Below are 17,250 nucleotides of genomic sequence, written 5' to 3'. Positions count from 1 at the left end.
TTTCAGATGAACTATCGGAAGCACAGCGATAGATGCACATAGAATTTTATGTGCCCAGTGTAGGTATTTACGGGTGGTTATGCGTTCGAATAACCGCTACGCGAACGCTATTGGCTCCCAGTTTTGTCATACTGCATCTTCAGAAACGGGAACTGAGGCAAAAAATAAATGCATAAACAAGGAGTTAGCAAATTTGCAGGAAAATCATCCAGCCTGTAAAGAATTGTCATAGTCCTATGTGAATGCGCAATAATAGCTTGTTGGTTTGTGCGGCAATTTTTTATGCAGGCGAAGCGATTGCTCTATACTCGGTTACGCCAGTCTTTGAAATCCAACTATAACGATAACTAACCCAATCACCGGTCAACATGAACGAAACAATTTTTAATATCCACGATTTGGTCCTGATGATGACCGCCGTGCAATGCGCCTGCTTTGCAATACTGCTACTGGTCACCAATCCACCTGCCAATAAAAGTAATTATTTCCTGGCCGCCTTTTTATTAGCCCATGCATTTATACCCGTCCATGAGTTAGTGCTCTGGGGCGCTGATTTTAAAATGATTGCACTGGAGCATTATCCGCGTTTGTTTTTGTGGATTGGTTTCGGGTTCTATGTGGATGCAGCGCTACTCTATTTCTATATAAAGTCATTGGTGTATGACGATTTTACCTTGCATAAACGCGATGGATTACATCTATTACCCTTGGGATTGTTCGCCGTTTTTCTGGGGCTGACCTTTTACACTCACAGCCTGGAAGAGCGCGTCATGCTGATTGATGACGATATTTATATGTACAGCCCCGGCTATTTGATCATGGACTTTTTATGCAAAGCCATGCGTATTGGTTATTGCGTGGCCAGCCTGTTTTTGATTGCGAAATATCGCGACCAGTTAAAAACCACGCATTCCAATATTGAACGGGTAGATATTCGCTGGCTGATTGGGTTGGTGATTGGCTTCCTGATTATCGCCACCACTGAGGCTACCCTCGCCTGCACCAAGATTCTGCACTTATTTATTCCTTTTCACCCCCACTGGTTTGAAGTGATTGGGCTGACGGGTTACTACGTTGTCTTCGTTCTGGTATTAGTGCTGGTATTTACCAGCATGCGCTACTTCTCCGGCTTTATTGCCGTAAAACAAAAGGACGACTCCAAAAAGCCGGTGGAAGAAAAGCTGCTTAACACCGGTTTTGCCGAACGTATCGACAGCGCCATGCGCGAACATAAGCCCTATTTGGAACCGGATTTAACCTTGGACATGCTGGCCGAAACCCTGAATATTCCTGCGCGCGATTTATCGCTGGTGTTCAACCGCCACTTCGATAGCAACTTCTATGAATTTGTAAATCGCTACCGCATCGAAGAAGCACAAAAAATGCTCGCCGACCCTAAACACAAATCCAAAACCATAACGCACATCTACCTGGATGCGGGCTTTAACAGCAAATCGGTATTCAATACTTTCTTTAAAAAACACGTGGGCAAAACTCCTTCCGAATACCGACAGGAGCATTTGCCGCAATAGTTCGGGAAAAATATGACAAGAACACACTTACACTATGAAATAACCAATGCCGATATTGGGCACGAATTTGTAAAACTTGGCATAGTTATACCCCTGAGTTTTATGGTGGTGGGCGGAGCTATTATGTATTACGGTAAGGGCTCTATAGACCCTGCAGCCCGCTATTTTGTCCCTGGTATGGTTATTATTGGATTTCTTCTTTTACAAGGTATTGCCTGGTGGCATTTTCGTCACCCCAATTACCACGAATTCACAATTACTGATGAACGAGTCGAACACCGCACCCAAACGGGAGGCTTCAACCTCCTGCTATCCGATATTCAAAAAATAGTAACCTCACGGGTTATCGGCAGTAACAGCTCACGAATTGATTACTTCCTAAAAACCAAGACTGGGGAACGCTTTTCCATCCCAAAACTTCATAAATTACCGGATGGAAAAATTATTAAAATACTCTTGGAAGTGAATCCGTCGATTTTAAAAGAGTAGTAACAACAGGTAATCAATAGCTACTACTCTCATCCAAAAAACGGGTTAGCTCGTCATAGGGCACACATGACCAAGGTTGAGGGAAGCTACTAGTTCCCACTCCAGAGTTCGGGTTTAGAACTTATAAAATCAACCAGCTGCTGGCTCACTGACTGATGATCTTTTGCAGATGGGTGCCATTGGCAAGCAGTTAGTTCCATAGGTTCAAGCTTCAACAAGTGCACGCGGGTTTGGGCATTGGATTTCAACTGTTCCACGACTTTATTATGCTGCTGAAGCATTTCATCCGAAGGAGCATGGGGCACCAACAAGACCAAGCTTGCCTGTGGGTGCTGTTTGCGTAAGCCTAGAATGAATGACGTGTAGCTTTTTACAAAATCTTGCTGTAACTCCTCACGATTTTTCCATTTTTCGCCCGGATTCAAGGGTGTGGCAAAATCATTTCCCCCAAGCTCTAACACAATAATATTCGGTGACCAGACGTTTGCGTATTTAATGGTTTTATTGCCAACAAATGTGTACTGATAAAACCGCCGGAAATTTTCATCGGGAAAGGCGCCATTATAATTACGCACCACACCACTACCAGAAATCGCATTGATTTGATAATCAGCATTAAAGTGTTTTGCCGTCAGTGCACCAAATGCCTGATGAGTGTTGGTTGTACTGAAAATTTCGTCGTATTTACATTGACGACTCACTGACAAATTAGCATAACCAACAGAGAATGAATCACCAATAAATTCTATTTTTCGTTGCCGGGGCTCGGGCTGCAACAGGGCCGCTTTGGCAGGAACATAAAACCCTTCAAATGTCCCGGTTGCCATAGGCGTTTCTGTACGTTTTTCCAAGCGAACTTTGTGTGGCCCCTTGCCTAGATTTTTCAGTGAGTGAGTGATCTTTCCCGGCCTGGTCAATACTACGGGCTCTTTGTCATCAATGATTAGGCTAAGGATATTGTTAGCATCATTCAACCTGACATCCAGTTCTGATCCAGTAAACTCCGCTTCAAAATAAACACCGGGCCAGGAATAGGTGTAACTTGTTAACTGGTTCTTTTTTTCCACTAGCACGCGGCCACTGTAGTGCACAGGCAAGGCGTAAGAATCCGGTTGGGAGGCAGCGACATCGGCAAACACTCCACCTGAAAACACTATTCCTGCTATTATCGCCCGGATGTTAAATACTTTTCTTGTCAATAGACTCTGCACAGCTCCCTCCAACTACTACAGTGATTTAGTTTTTATTACTTGTTAATTTGCACAATTGCATTTTCACCGGCCTTTAGCGAAACCCGCTTCATCAACGCACCGCCATCATCTACCCCAACTTCATTTTTCCAGATAATAAAAAAGATCACGTAATATTCACCTGCGGGTAAATCCTTAAACGAGAACTGGTTTTTCTCATCACACTGGGATTTCCTGACCAGCTCATGGTATTCCTTGGGGTCCGGGGTGAATTTTGGCGGGTTATTTTTCATTAACACTTTCCCTAAAGAATTATTGCCATAGATTTTCAGAATACGCTCATTGGAATAATCAGCCACGGGCAAGAGTTCCACACCAAAACCGGAACAACCTTTTTGTTCCTTTTCATTTAATTGCAGAAATGCTGCACCGCTAATGCTGGAATTTCCGTTGGATTGAATCCATTTTATTTCGTCGGCATTGAATTGGCTTTTTACTGGAACAAGGTCTGCGGCTTGCGTATTAATGGTCAATAATGCAATAAGTGTTGCGGCAACTGTTGCGAGTGCAGTGGGTGATTTCATTATTTTTTCCTTTGGTCGTTGTGATATCTCATAAGCATGTTGGGGTTCGCAAGCGCAGCCTGCGCGGCCCGCCCCAACCTACAAAAGTAATGGGGTAAGGTCAACAAGTGATAATAAAAAGCCGCGTAAAGTTTCCTTTACGCGGCTCAACCAACATCAATACATCGAGGTTAATTCAAATTAATAAACTTCAAAATCCCACAGCGATATTCCGTAACCATTAGCCCGGGTGACGCCGAGGATACGTACATAACGTCCGGTGCCGGAAACAGCTTGATCATCCACATCACCATCGCTGTTAAGCTCTGATTTTATTGTAGTCCAATTAGTTGCATCATTAGAAACCTGGATGTTGTAAGCCTTCGCATAAGCGCCCTCCCATTTTAATTTCACGCGACTAATGGTTTTGCTGCTGCCAAGATCGACGTAAATCCATTGATTATCGATAAATTGACTGCTCCAACGAGTTGCGGAGTTTCCATCCACGGCCTGAGCTGCAGAGTTACCGCCCCACTCGTCTGACGACGCAACTGCAGTGCGGTTCAACGCGAGGTTCACATTGCCGGCTACGCTGCTGGCAACAGAACTGCTCAGTGCACTGCTGGAACTTTTTACCGAAGAAGATGCAGCAGAACTAGAAGTAACAGCGAAATTATTCACCTGGAAATCATAGAGTGAATAACCGTAGCCAGTGCCACGCTCGGTGCCATACACACGCACAAAACGACCAGTACCAGCCACATTCAACACTTCACGACCACCAACACCCGTGGAAGTTTGGTAGACAGTGGTCCAACTGGTGCCACTGGTAGACGTTTGAATGGAATAACTTTTTCCATAAGCGGCTTCCCACTGCAATACGATTTGGTTGAAGCTGCGGTTCGCACCCAAGTCCACCATAATCCATTGCGGATCGGCAGAAATGCTGGCCCAGCGTGTTGTTGCGCTGGCATCAGTCGCGTTCACCGCTGCCCAGGCTTCGCCTTCGGTTGTTGATGCAACGGTTGGGCGATTCAATGCGAGGTTTCCAAATGGAGTTACTACAACGCTGCTGGTTGAACTTGCAACAGACGACGAGGATCTGGAAGAAGTTACTGCAACACTGGATGAACTAACCACTGACGAGCTTCTCAGCGACGAAGTAGTAGCAACACTGCTGGAACTTCTGGGTGAAGACGATGGTGCAACACTGGAACTGCTTGCAGAAGCCGCACTGAACTTCACCCAGTTCAAATTAATTGCCTGATTAAATACCAAACGCAATTTGTGCGCACCAGCAGTTAATGAGAGTTGTGAATTTACCGTTGCCCAGGTTTGCAATCCGCCAGTTGATGAAACATTGATTACTGCTTTTTGCACACCATCCACCAACACATTGATAGTACCCGATGCTTCGCTCGCAATGCGCAAACTCACATCGTAATTCGCAGCAGCCCCAGTCAGGTTATACTCCACCCACTCACCAGCAGCTACATCGCTCAGGTTTAGAAATCCCGACACGTCTTTGGTTTCTTCTACGCGAACTCCATTACGGGTTGCGTAATTTTCTGCTTGCACTAACTTCGGCAAGGTATGAACGCTGGCATCACCATGCACTGGCATATTGACATATATATTGCCGAGTTCAGCCAATACACCGGACTGACGATAATCAAATAGACCGTTAAATGGATGACCATTGCGACGACCGGTAAACCATGCGTATCGTTGCATATCCGCATTGTTTTCAAATGAATCCACCACTTGAATCAGCATGCGTTTTTGATCATCCAATGTTTTTACCGTTTCCCATGCGGAGAATTCGGTCATCCAGATTGGCTTGCCGTATTTTTTAAATTCATTCACGTACCACTCAACGCCATTTACATCGGGCATGTATGCGTGAATGGAAATCGCATCCACTTTACAGGTTGGGCAAAGACGGAAGAAATCATCGAAGTAATCGAACGGACTGTAATAAGTTGTCCCGTTTTCAGTGACGCAGTTGCCGCAATAGTTCATCGCCACACTCACAATTTTTAGCCCAAACTCATTGGCGATAGCTTCCAAACGCGGCCATTGTGCAACGGCTTGCGACGGCGTCATGTTTGCTTGATCGATAAAGTTGGGTTCGTTAAACGCGAGGATATATTTCACATCCGGATGCGCGGCGATGTAAGTGCGCATAGCCTGGTCGTTGAAGTTTCCGTTCCATGCCATGGGCACAAATTCAACACCATATTGTTGGTAAACATCTTTCACTGCCAAATCCGGGCTGTGGCTCCAGTTGTACCACCAGCTAATACCTTTGGAAATTACCGCTAAGTCTTCTACCGAATGAGTGCCGTAACCCAAACCGCGCTTTTTACTTTTGCCAGCTTTGCCGAAATCTTTATCGACAAAAATTACCGTTTTTGCGGTTGAATTTAATTCTCCGTCGCTCACCGTCAGTGTGACATGATAAGAGCCTTCGCTAGTGTAAGTGTGATTTGCAGTTGCACCGGTGCCGGTTGTGCCATCACCAAAATCCCAACTGTAGGTTAATGCATCACCGTTGACGTCAACCGATTTTGTACCATCAAAGGTAACCATTGCAGGTGCTATACCGCCCATGATGGAAGTTTTTACTGCTGCTGATGGAGCGCGATTGACGACAGTACCGTTAGTGCCAGGATCTTTCGCTGCTTGACCGCCAGAAAGATAAACATCATCAATACTGATGCCTGCAGTTTCACCGCCGCCAAGCACTTGCAGCAATTGGCGCACATCAAATAAATCCAGATCCTTCGCAAGTTCACTCACGGGGATTTGAATTTCATGCCATTGCCCATCACGCATAAAGCCGTAAGGGTCATTACCCGCTTTGAAGTTAATCCACTTCTGGCCAATCCCATTCAATGGGCCACTTTTGAAACCGATTTGGAAATCACCCGTGTGGGTAGTTTTCAGCGAGAAATGTAATTTCGCATTGGGGTTATCAAACGCGGTAAGGTTAAATCCATCGCGCGCGGTCAAGCCCATTCCGTACCAGCCTTTGCCAGTAGATTTCAAATGCAACGCAGAATTACCCTCTTTATTGGCACCGCTTTCGAGTGTGAGCGTGTTGTCCCACAGGAATAAATCGCCGCTCACACCAAACGCAAATTCGCCCGCGTTTTTGTGATCGGGTGTTTCAGTATAAATACCGAAATTGCCAAACTCCGGTGCTTGCAATGGGATGCTTTCAGTTAAATAAATATTGTCGAACGCAATTTCCATGGTTGCTGCGGGTGCAGGGCCAAACACACTGAAAAAAGTTTTGATGGTTTCAAAATCCAGGTTGCCAAATTTGCTCAATGGAATTGCTACGTGATGCCAGTTGCCGTCGCGCACCAAACCGTATTGATCGCCACCTTCATTGAAATCCACTTTACCGTCGCCACCGGACGTGCTCGCCATGCCAATGCTGAAACTGCTGGTGGAACTGGTTTTGATATCCAGGTGCAAATAGCCGTGTTTGTAATTGCGCATGTTGTAGTCTTTGTGGACCAACCCCATACCCCACCAGTTGCCCGGTGCAATCGAATAGGCCAATGCGCCGCTGCCTTCAGAAGGTGAGGTGGCGATATTGGTCATATTGTTCCACACGTAAAGGCTGGTGCGATCACCCCAATTCAATTCGTTTAATACCGGAGTAGTTTCTGTACTCACGCCGAAATTGCCGCTGGGCAGATCGTCGCTCGCGACTTTCAACTCAGTGTTAGCATTCGCGTAAAGGCGAACGTAATCCACGTACATTTTGCCGGGGAAAGGTGCGGTGATTTGCGCGGGGTCGGTGATCTCGACAAAGTTAAAGCCACCAACAGCCAGATTCAAAATAATCGACGCCGGATTATCGCGGAATTCCGACATGTTGGGGTCGGTGATGTCCATGGTGAAATACGCGTTACCATCCACACTGATGGTTACTTTGCTCGGCGTCCAATCCAGTTTGTAAGTGTGGTAATCCTCATAAAGATTCACTGGCAATGTTGTTGATGCTGAGCTATCCGCCTGCAGCCAGGTACTCCAGGTTCCCGCTTCATGCCACCAATGCATAGCACCGGAAACGGATTTGTTGACAGTGCCATTGGTTTGCGCGGCTTTATAACCCGCTTCAAGAATGTCCCACTCACCGGACTTTGGCCAACCATCCAAACCAAAGTTGGTGCCGAGCATCCAAAACGCTGGCCAGAGACCATTGTCCATGCGCGGCAATTTAATACGCGCTTCCAGGGTGCCGTATTTAAAAGCCATACGTCCGTTGGTGTGCAAACGCGCGGAGGTAAATTGTTTACCTTCATAGGATTCGCGCTTGGCTTCGATGACGAGTTTGCCATCTTCTATATAAGCGTTTTCACTGCGCGCCGTGTAGTACTGAAGTTCGCCATTGCCGTTGCCATCGCCGCCGACTTTGTATGACCAGATTGAGTTATCGATTCGCGTCCCGTTGAATTCGTCTGCCCAGAGGGGCGTTTGTGCATAGCTATTGCTGGCTGTTGCCAAACCAACACCCAGAGCAAACATGCCCGGTGTTAATAACCGCATGGGAGTTTTCATGGTGATACCTGTTTATGGTTATTGGATTGCTTTTATTAGTGGTTCTCTCTGCTCGACCAGTCTTGCAAACTGATTCGATGCGGTGAGTTTCTCTCCAATTTCCACTACAGGCGTTCGACTAGCGGGATCGTTGAAATTATTTCGCGTTTGGCTGGTTTGCAGTATCCGAACACCGCAAACCAGCGCGCCACAAAGGTTTCGCTTTATTATCTTGCATGTCCCACTTTATGCTTTTGTTACTTCCATCACGTGTTTTTTCATCATCATCTATTAACGCGAAAGCTGCCAGGCACGATATACACTCCAGCCCGCCATAAAGATCAACCATATCCCAACCCAGAACAACCCGGTACTGATGACGCCATTGCCAATTTTTAATACTTCCAAATGCGTTGTTGCACTGGCGGTATCCACCACGATAGGTGTCAAACGGCTTACCAATAATAACGGTATGGCGATGGCGACATTAATCGCGGCCTCTAGCAGCAAGCTCGGAATAGTCCAGTAGCGGTAAATCAGCTTCCATAAACCAAAAACCAGCGAGACGATCAAGATTATCGACAGTATTGGCACCCATTGCTGCACCGGCTCCGCAAAAACGATTGTCAGGTTAGCCAGTTGGCCCGACGGTATCCACAGGGCGTAATTCAGTAACAGCAAGGCAAACAAATCCGAAGCAAAATCGACACTTTGCTCACAGGCGCTGATTCTTTGCCAAGGGCGCGTTACCGGCGGCAATTTTTCCGGGGCCCAACATTGATAGGGATCGAAGTAGGCCTTGCCACCGACCGGATTACTCAGTAGGTAAAAAACACCCGTGACCGAGGCAAACATAATCAACGTCTTGGAGAGCATCTCGTAGAAAAAATTGGCTATCGCCAAATCTCCACTATTCAGCAGATGAATGCCAAATTGAATCAGCGCCAGGATAAATACCAGAATCAACCCGAAATGTAGCGCTTGCTTATACAGCGGAAACAACTCCGCACTGACAAGCTGCTGGCCCGTTAAAAAACTCCCCGCTACTTTTTGCGGGTGGCCAAGTTCTTTCAGCACCGCCGATACCTCAGCTTCAGAGACATCACGCCCCTGCTCTTCCGCAATGGCTTCCAGCTTATCGAGAATATTCGCGCGCAGTTCGCGGGTAATTTCATCGCGACGACTTTCCGGTAATGCTTGCGCGACGGCATTCATATAACGATCAATCAGCTCCATTTCCCGCCTCCAGTATTTTGCTCACGTGATTGTTTAACTGCAGCCACTCGGCACTCAGGCTTTCCAGCAAACCCGCGCCTTCCGGGGACAATTGGTAGTAGCGGCGCTCACGCCCTTCCCCTAATTGCCATTCACTGGTTAATAGCCCCTGGTCTGCCAGCCGACGCACCAATGGGTAAAGCGTGCCTTCATCGATATCCAAACCCTCATCCTGCAGTTGCTTGCGCAGGGAGTAGCCATAGTGCGGCTTGCGCAAAGATCCCAAAACCGCCAGGACTAAAATCCCCCGTCGCAATTCCTGCCTAAGCTTTTCAAATTGTTCATCCGACATACTGTGCTCCACATACTATGCAATACACAGTATTTACTATGCGCCACACAGTAAAAATTTGCAACGAGTTTTTAGGCTATTTTTTATTCTAACGATAAGTGCTTGATATGAAAGAGAAAACCCGGACAGCAAGGCGGCCCGGGCTTCATGAATTGAACATCAGGAAAAGGCGAGATTAGTTAAAGGAATAACGAACTTCCAAACCATAGGTTCGCGGTGACGTGTACACACCGCGCGGAACCCCAAAAAACGAAACCGACTTCTGGCGCAAATCGACTTCATCTGTTAGGTTTTTTACCCACAGTGATATATCCCAATCCACGTCCAGCGTTAATCCCAAACGAGCATTAACAATATCGCGGCTGGGAATTGCATTGGCGTCGGTATTGTTGGGATTTGAGAAATAATCATCGGTATAACTGTAATCCAAGTGAACATAGAGTTCAGCTCGTTTCACAATCGACCGGGAATAATCCAGAGCAACAAAATAGTTATTCTCCGGCGCATAGGGCAAATAGTTATGATCATAATCTATGCCTATACCACCCCCATTTTTAAACTCGTCGAACCTTGCTTTCGTCAGCGCAGTACTAAAGCTCATCGCAAGATGCTTGGTAAGCTGAGCACTCATATCCAACTCAACACCCTGACTCGTTACCTCTCCAGCATTGGTTAACGATAAAATCGTACCACTTCCAGTTTGGGTGGGCACAAATTGGAAGACCTGATAGTCATCGAACCTGGCATGGAATACAGAAGCATTTAGAGTCAAACGCTGATCAAAAAATGCGGATTTCACACCCAACTCATAATTAACAGCATATTCCGGGTCAAACTGGAAATTTTCCAGGGTGGAGAGGAAGTCCGCATTCCACCCCCCGCTTTTATAACCGCGCGCAACGCTGGAATAAAACAATACATCCGACGTATATTGAAAATTAAGGCCTAACTTGGGCAGCCACTCATTAAAAGTTTGCTGATCGCGCAGATGATCAACATTGATCGACAACCCTGTTGTATCAATGCTTGAATAATCGATATCTTTCGTTTCATTAATGTAGCGCGTCCCCGCCGTCAGGCTCCAGCGCGAATTAAAATAATAATTACCATGCAGGTAAAATGAGGCGGACTCTACTCCGGCCGTCGCAGGTGTTTTGGTACTGGTATTGGGTTTTGGACGAAATACCGCACCAGTTATTGCTTGCCGATTCGTGGAAATATTTTGATCAAGCAAATACAACCCAAGAACATAATCGAAGGATTCACTTTTAGGCGAAGTCAAACGAACTTCCTGACTTAACTGATCGTTTTTTTCATCCATCTTGCTGATAGCAACATCCAGCGGGGAATAGTCTTCCTCACTCAGCTCACTAAATGCGTTATCGCGAAGCCCGGTAATCGAGGTCCACTGAAACGAGTCTGACGTCTCATAAACAGCATTAATAGTTGCGCCTTTTAACTCGCGGCGTTCATATTCTTCCGCATTGTGCGCAACACTAAGCGGCTGCGGAGCCAGTGTAAAACCATTGAATAAGCCGTTCCCCAAAGCCTCTGAATTGGTCGCATCCTTATCATCTTTCAGATAATCAAACCCCAAGTCCAAAGTAAGGCGCTCTACCCCTAAATAACGCAGCTTCAGCTTCGCCGTATCGCGGTTAACTCCTTGTATATATTGATCGAGCGTCTGATTGTAGATATAACCGTCCTGCTCGGTGGTAGACAGCAACAGACTGGTAAACAGATTGTCTGTTAAGGGTATATTTACAGAGCCCGTAAGCGAGGAAAAATCGAAATTGCCCGCATTAACATTCAGGCCAGCCTTAAATGTGTCCTCAGGCTGCTGAGTAATAATATTAATGGATCCAGCCAACGCGTTGGTTCCTGCAAGCGTCCCTTGCGGGCCACGCAAAACCTCTACGCGTACGGCGTCCTGCAAGGCCTGGTCAAAACTTCGCGAACGCCCTACCAACACACCATCGATATACACAGCCACACGCGCGTTGGTCCCAATATTCCGCGCATAGTCACCTACGCCACGAATCGTAATTTCTCCACGCGAACTTCGATCACCGCTGCCGAAATTCAATGAAGGAATTGCAGTTTCCAGTGATGTCAGCGAATTTGCCCCAAGCTGTTCGAGCGTCGCTTTGTTATAGATACCGATTGCCAGTGGGGTGTTCTGCACCTGTTCTTCTCGCATTTGTGCAGTAACAACAACTTCTTCCAGTGCCGGGGTTGGCTGAGACCAAACCAAAGTAGATGACAGCGAACCAACCACCACCCCCGTCCAGCCAAGATTTGCGGAGGACAATATTTTTTTAATTGTTATACACATGAACAGTTTAAACCCCCAATTCAACATTCCCTGTCGTTTAAATAAAGAATTGGCGAGATGTTACGCATTAAGTGAATGAGTTCGCAATAGCTTTTGCAAACTCTTTAGTGAAAGCGGTTTTTCTAGAAAATCGGTAAATCCCATCGCCAATAACCCGGACCGGTTCACCCCAATAGGCAAACTGGTCAGACCGAAGATTATGGTTTGATTGCTGATGCGTGGGCGCAATGCAACTGTGGCTTGCTCGCCATTCATTTTAGGCATATGCAAATCCATCAGAATCAGATCGTAATGCTTCTGCTCACACATCGTGATCGCCTCTAAACCATTTTTGGCAAAATCAACCTCATAGACCGGCGAAAGCAAGCGTTCGCCTATATCGCGATGAACAACCTCATCATCTACCAGAAGAATGGTTTTTATTGCCGCAGTCCTACCCGAAGCACCACCGGCACCTGAAGAACCATCTGCTTCCGGATCATTTGTCGAAAAATTATTGGTTTGATGCACCAATGACGCCGATAAAAGGTTTATTTTCTTTTGAACCACCTTCAAGTTCGACAACATAATTTCAGGCGCCGCCAATAACGCTTCGCGCAGCTTTTCTCCAGCAGGTAAGGAATGACATAGATCAGGAGACGACTCCAAGACTTTGATAATCAGAGGTAAATGATCCACCAACAGTTCGGCTTTCATTTTCGCAACTAACAGCGGCGTTGCAATGTCATGAAACAAGGTTTCGACATTATCGATATTTTTCTGCGCATTTTGTATGTCTGACATTGAGTATGAATCCGAAATCCAAGTAATTAAAAAACCTTATAGCGCCTGCCGCACTTTAACAACCGCAACCCGACACATAGAACTCTTTCTCAAACTGTCGATTATGAACTTACACATGATAGTTAGAAATGCATACTCCAAAAATTGACGAAAGTCAGAATCTTAGGCGCCATAGGTGCATCTAAATCAACAGTTACAAAAGTGTTGTTTTAGGTCGCATATTTTTTAAGCATAATGGAGTTTGACGCCAAATCAAAAAACCCGGCGCCACACAAATGTTACTTTGTCGCTTAAGGCATCCACGAATGCTTGTCTATAGCGGCTTTCACGCAATTTAACCCAAACAAAAAAGAGGTGTCCCATGTTAAATACCGCTATCCAAACCCAAGCCACAATTCAACAAAATGATTACTATAGTGTTATTGCAAGAGGCCCCATGCTCGACCGCGTGTACGGGATGCGTTACAGAAGCTATAGTGCCGAAGGATACATTGAAGAAAATTCGTCGCTTAAGTTTATTGACGAATACGATGATAAACCTAACAGTATCTGCTTTCTGGCTTACCAGGGAAGCAAAGCAATAGGCTCGATGCGCGCCTGCGTATACAATCCATCCCAAAAGGATCTGATGATTCCGGTTATGGAAGTGTTCGATAAAGAACTACGGGACAATGTTGGTTATGATAATGTTTTCGTAGAAATGAACAAATTTGTTATAGACCCGACGTTTCAACGTAAAGGGGGGATGCAGGCCAGATTAATGCTCATGGGCTCTGTACTTAACGAATCGCTAGCGAAGCAGGCCACATCCGTGGTTGTCGCTGTTAGACCTGAACATATCCGCTTTTATCAGCTTTTTGGCGCCAAGGTAATCTCGGACATTAAATCTTATCCACACCTGAGTTTCAAAACTGTATTAATGGTGTGCACTGAACTGGATGCCGCTGACAAATTGTTGAGAACCAAGTTAAGAGCTGCCTGATAAATGATTCAATACCTTATTACAGCTATTATCGATATTGTTGTTGGAATGCTAGCAATATCAAAAAAAGATAACCCCGCAGCAAAAGCTCTGGGCTTAACTATTTGCTGCTTGGGTTTTTGGTCGCTGGAACTTTATTTTTTAACATCCATAGGGAGTATGGATGTGCTGCAGCCGCTGTTTCACATAACCAGATGGGGAATGTTTTTAGCCCCATCATTCTTTACGCTTTTAACCTGGCGTTTACTCGGTAGTAGATCTCGCTCATTTAGGAACCTGATTGTCATTCCAAGTTTCATTATGAGCGTCAGCTTATCTCTCGGGAACGCTATTATAGCCCCATCAGAGTTGGCTCCGACTGATGGAGGCTATTTGCCCAAACCGGATCTAATTTATTACGCATTTGGGGGCTATTTTATTTGGTGCTTTTTCAGCTCATTGGTATTTGTTGCCGTCTCCTATAAAACCGCACTAAGCAGAGAGAAGCAGCGACTCAAGTGGGTATTGATTACACTACTAGTGTGTTTCTTTATTGGCATTCTTTTAATTCAGACCATGCCACATAATTATTATTTATCAAAATTTATGGGGCCAATATCAAATATCGTTTTTGTCGCGTTTCTTTTTTACTCGACAATTCAACACAATCTGATGGATTTTCGACTTGCGCTCAGCGTTGGCCTCACTAAGGCCATTTTACTCGGCTTTTTTGTATGGTTGTACTTCGTAGTGACTTCAGTCGTTGGAGACCACACTGAATCCAATGGCGGCATCCTTGTTCTACTGATGTTTGTAGCCTTAATTCTCGAAGCCTATCCGAGGCTGCTGAAGTGGATCCTACCCAGTGCAAAAAAAATATTGGTAAAAAACGGGTACGATTTTGACCAAGTAAAAGCTGAAACTGAAATTGATCTTAAAAATTCCATTAGTTTTTCCATGCTAATAGATGTTCTTGATCATTTGTTTTTGAAAGTTATCAAGACGAACAACTACAAGGTACTAATGATTCAAAAAGAGGGAGAGCAATTCAATAATGAAGGCAATCTTCGTTCACATGAAGCCTCCTTTGGAACCATCAGTCACGATACTGCTCTGGTCACCTATTGCCGGACGCAGACCCAACTGATTCTCGCAGACGAAATGCCGGACACCCTTCAGGAAGAAATGAAAAAGCTAAATGCTTCTCTCTGCATACCAATCGCGTCCGGCAATGAGGCACCCGCCATTTTAATGGTGGGAGACCCCACAAATTTCACTTACTATCGTTATGAAGATCTGAAAATTTTTGAATGGCTCAAATCTGAACTCGGGCAAGTGCTTAGTCGACTAATAAGGCTAAACCACATGCAAGAACAGCTGGGTGAAGCAAAAAAAACCCTTTCAATGCTTAGCTTGATGAACCATTATCATCACGACATCAAAGTCCCCTTCGCGATCATAGACGGGGTATTATCAAACGATATTTATGACCGCGACAAACAACGTGACATAGTGCTTGAGCAGGTTGAGCGAGGCTCAAAACTTATCGCCACCATGGCCAGTATATTGGGTGGCAAGCATAAGCGCAGAATTCATCCGTGCTCTCTGGAATCTCTGATTCAGGATTGTCTCTACCTACTTGAAAAATCATTCGATAACGTCACATATGAGTTTGGCGCAGTCCAGAAAGTGAATGGCGATGCAGAGGACTTAAAGATCCTCTTTATTAATTTGATTAAAAATGCAGCAGAAGCGCGCCGAGATAACACCGACCTAACTCTGACAATTAAATCATGGGAAAACGATGAGAAAGTTTTTTTCTCCATACAAGACAGCGGCATAGGGATGTCCGAGCAACAGCTAGCCAACCTATGGGAGCCTGGGTTTAGCGCCAAAAAGCTGGGTAATGGCATTGGCATGCAGGCAGTAAAACGCATAATCAACGAACATAATGCCCAGATAGAAGTTAGTAGCGAACTAAACGAAGGGTCAAAATTTACGCTTACCTTCCTGAAGTCCCGCCTTGTAGACGAGTCACTGTCCGGAGAACAGACAAAGGATGAGTTAGCAGAAAGACGGGCCAGTTATGCCGCTGAAAAGCGGTTCAATCAATAATCACCGCATTTTAGACAATTCATTCCTGGAGAGAGAGTTATCATTATTGCAGCTGCGACTCCACACGTTGCTGCAATTGGCATACAATGGCAAGACTAACCAGAATTAATCGACCTCATATGTGCAATGAATATGACGTCATAGCTTGTGGGATAACCAGCGTGAAATCAAAAATTCCTCTTTACTATTATCCAACACAGGTTGTATTTGTCGATGATAATCCGGAATTCCTGGACGCATTATCTTTGACGTTTTCGCATGAATTCAATGTTAAAGTCTTCGACAACACTGATTCAGCTCTAACCTATATCAACGAGGCTCAGCGCGAGGCGAAACTCATCGCCGATGAAGACAAACCCAAGCTGCAAGGAGATTCAGATGCCTGGGTGAAGCGCGTCTTGACCCACCAGAATATTAAGCGCTTTGATGAACTTCGTGTTCAGGAAGTATCAGTACTCGTAGTCGACTATTCTATGCCAACAATGAATGGTATCGATTTTTGCGAAAAGATTAAAAACTCAAGTATAAAAAAAATATTGTTAACAGGTTATGCCACTCCTGCCGAGGCCGTGAGAGCCTTTAACAACAATACTATTCATTATTATCTAAAGAAGAATAGTGAGAACATGCAGCAAGAACTAAAGGAAGCTATTCAGCAACTGCAACACGCCTATTTCAACGAACTTTCCAGCAGCCTGAAAGCAGAGGCGATAGATAGCGGCACTCCATTTTTTGCAGACCCTCAACTTGCTTACTATTTTGAACAAGCCTGCACTAAGCTGGAGGTTGTCGAGCATTATTTTTTATCCAACCCATCTCGGTTCGAGCTGCGCGCAAAAGATGGAAGCACTCACTGCTGTGTTATCTATACGGAAGAAGATATGGAGGAGCACACGCAAATACTCGTTGAAGAAGGTGCGCCTGCAGACTTGCATACAGCAATTGCGTCAAGAAAATTTGTTCCTTTATTTCACACCGAAGATGGTTTCTACGAACCTCGCATGCCAAATGCGAAAACGTCGATTCACCCATCCACACTCATCCAAGGTGCTGTGAACTACTATTGCGCAGTGATTGCAGACAAGACAGCTACCACCCCACAAAACATTGATACCCCGACTAAAGGGTTACTGCATTAAACACTAGAAAATCGATAGC

General features: G+C 45.4%; 12 protein-coding genes. 5 read left to right on the top strand and 7 right to left on the bottom strand.

The window, feature by feature from the left end; translation table 11 throughout:
• Positions 1 to 368 precede the first annotated feature (368 nt).
• Positions 369 to 1,532, top strand: a complete 1,164-nt coding sequence (locus tag D0C16_RS23740) for a helix-turn-helix domain-containing protein (protein WP_151034713.1) — start codon at positions 369 to 371, stop codon at positions 1,530 to 1,532.
• Between the two features lie 12 nt (positions 1,533 to 1,544).
• Positions 1,545 to 2,021, top strand: coding sequence for a hypothetical protein (locus tag D0C16_RS23735; RefSeq protein WP_151034712.1), 477 nt, complete (start codon positions 1,545 to 1,547; stop codon positions 2,019 to 2,021).
• 89 nt (positions 2,022 to 2,110) lie between these two features.
• On the opposite strand, the gene D0C16_RS23730 is transcribed toward D0C16_RS23735, so the two are convergent.
• The 7 genes from D0C16_RS23730 to D0C16_RS23700 all read right to left on the bottom strand — a co-directional run bounded on the left by D0C16_RS23730 (position 2,111) and on the right by D0C16_RS23700 (position 12,929).
• Entirely contained in the window at positions 2,111 to 3,232 is a 1,122-nt protein-coding gene (locus tag D0C16_RS23730) for an SGNH/GDSL hydrolase family protein (protein WP_151034711.1), read from the bottom strand.
• Between the two features lie 35 nt (positions 3,233 to 3,267).
• Positions 3,268 to 3,795 (bottom strand): hypothetical protein, encoded by a 528-nt coding sequence (locus tag D0C16_RS23725; RefSeq protein ID WP_151034710.1) that lies wholly within the window; start codon positions 3,793 to 3,795, stop codon positions 3,268 to 3,270.
• A 180-nt stretch (positions 3,796 to 3,975) separates the two neighbouring features.
• Positions 3,976 to 8,352 carry a glycosyl hydrolase gene (locus D0C16_RS23720; protein WP_151034709.1) on the bottom strand — a complete coding sequence of 1,459 codons (4,377 nt, stop codon included), beginning with the start codon at positions 8,350 to 8,352 and terminating at the stop codon, positions 3,976 to 3,978.
• Positions 8,353 to 8,622: 270 nt separating this feature from the next.
• Complete coding sequence (locus D0C16_RS23715) at positions 8,623 to 9,567, bottom strand: hypothetical protein (protein ID WP_151034708.1); 945 nt, start codon at positions 9,565 to 9,567, stop codon at positions 8,623 to 8,625.
• Positions 9,554 to 9,898, bottom strand: a complete 345-nt coding sequence (locus D0C16_RS23710; protein ID WP_151034707.1) for a PadR family transcriptional regulator — start codon at positions 9,896 to 9,898, stop codon at positions 9,554 to 9,556. The genes D0C16_RS23715 and D0C16_RS23710 overlap by 14 nt, the downstream gene beginning before the upstream one ends.
• Positions 9,899 to 10,073: 175 nt before the next feature.
• On the bottom strand, positions 10,074 to 12,233 hold the full coding sequence (locus D0C16_RS23705; RefSeq protein WP_191968611.1) for a TonB-dependent receptor: 2,160 nt from the start codon (positions 12,231 to 12,233) through the stop codon (positions 10,074 to 10,076).
• Between the two features lie 60 nt (positions 12,234 to 12,293).
• A complete protein-coding gene (locus tag D0C16_RS23700; protein ID WP_191968610.1) occupies positions 12,294 to 12,929 on the bottom strand; it encodes a response regulator in 636 nt (211 codons plus the stop codon).
• Between the two features lie 448 nt (positions 12,930 to 13,377).
• Here D0C16_RS23700 and D0C16_RS23695 point away from each other — a divergent pair, with 448 nt between their 5' ends.
• From D0C16_RS23695 to D0C16_RS23685, 3 genes are all read left to right on the top strand, one after another.
• Complete coding sequence (locus D0C16_RS23695; protein ID WP_151034704.1) at positions 13,378 to 13,998, top strand: GNAT family N-acetyltransferase; 621 nt, start codon at positions 13,378 to 13,380, stop codon at positions 13,996 to 13,998.
• Between the two features lie 3 nt (positions 13,999 to 14,001).
• On the top strand, positions 14,002 to 16,092 hold the full coding sequence (locus D0C16_RS23690) for a sensor histidine kinase (protein ID WP_151034703.1): 2,091 nt from the start codon (positions 14,002 to 14,004) through the stop codon (positions 16,090 to 16,092).
• A 161-nt stretch (positions 16,093 to 16,253) separates the two neighbouring features.
• Positions 16,254 to 17,231, top strand: a complete 978-nt coding sequence (locus tag D0C16_RS23685; RefSeq protein ID WP_191968609.1) for a response regulator — start codon at positions 16,254 to 16,256, stop codon at positions 17,229 to 17,231.
• The last annotated feature ends 19 nt before the right edge of the window (positions 17,232 to 17,250 follow it).

It is taken from the genome of Cellvibrio sp. KY-GH-1, assembly GCF_008806975.1.
Taxonomy (GTDB): Bacteria; Pseudomonadota; Gammaproteobacteria; order Pseudomonadales; family Cellvibrionaceae; genus Cellvibrio.
The sequence above is the reverse complement of the archived record's forward strand: the minus strand, read 5'-3'. Positions and strand labels throughout refer to the sequence as shown.

Excerpts from the sequence above, each read along its gene's own strand:
- D0C16_RS23740 (WP_151034713.1), top strand. The coding sequence starts at position 369 with ATGAACGAAACAATTTTTAATATCCACGATTTGGTCCTGATGATGACC.
- D0C16_RS23735 (WP_151034712.1), top strand. The coding sequence starts at position 1,545 with ATGACAAGAACACACTTACACTATGAAATAACCAATGCCGATATTGGG.
- D0C16_RS23725 (WP_151034710.1), bottom strand. The coding sequence starts at position 3,795 with ATGAAATCACCCACTGCACTCGCAACAGTTGCCGCAACACTTATTGCA.
- D0C16_RS23720 (WP_151034709.1), bottom strand. The coding sequence starts at position 8,352 with ATGAAAACTCCCATGCGGTTATTAACACCGGGCATGTTTGCTCTGGGT.
- D0C16_RS23715 (WP_151034708.1), bottom strand. The coding sequence starts at position 9,567 with ATGGAGCTGATTGATCGTTATATGAATGCCGTCGCGCAAGCATTACCG.
- D0C16_RS23710 (WP_151034707.1), bottom strand. The coding sequence starts at position 9,898 with ATGTCGGATGAACAATTTGAAAAGCTTAGGCAGGAATTGCGACGGGGG.
- D0C16_RS23705 (WP_191968611.1), bottom strand. The coding sequence starts at position 12,233 with ATGTGTATAACAATTAAAAAAATATTGTCCTCCGCAAATCTTGGCTGG.
- D0C16_RS23700 (WP_191968610.1), bottom strand. The coding sequence starts at position 12,929 with ATGAAAGCCGAACTGTTGGTGGATCATTTACCTCTGATTATCAAAGTC.
- D0C16_RS23695 (WP_151034704.1), top strand. The coding sequence starts at position 13,378 with ATGTTAAATACCGCTATCCAAACCCAAGCCACAATTCAACAAAATGAT.
- D0C16_RS23690 (WP_151034703.1), top strand. The coding sequence starts at position 14,002 with ATGATTCAATACCTTATTACAGCTATTATCGATATTGTTGTTGGAATG.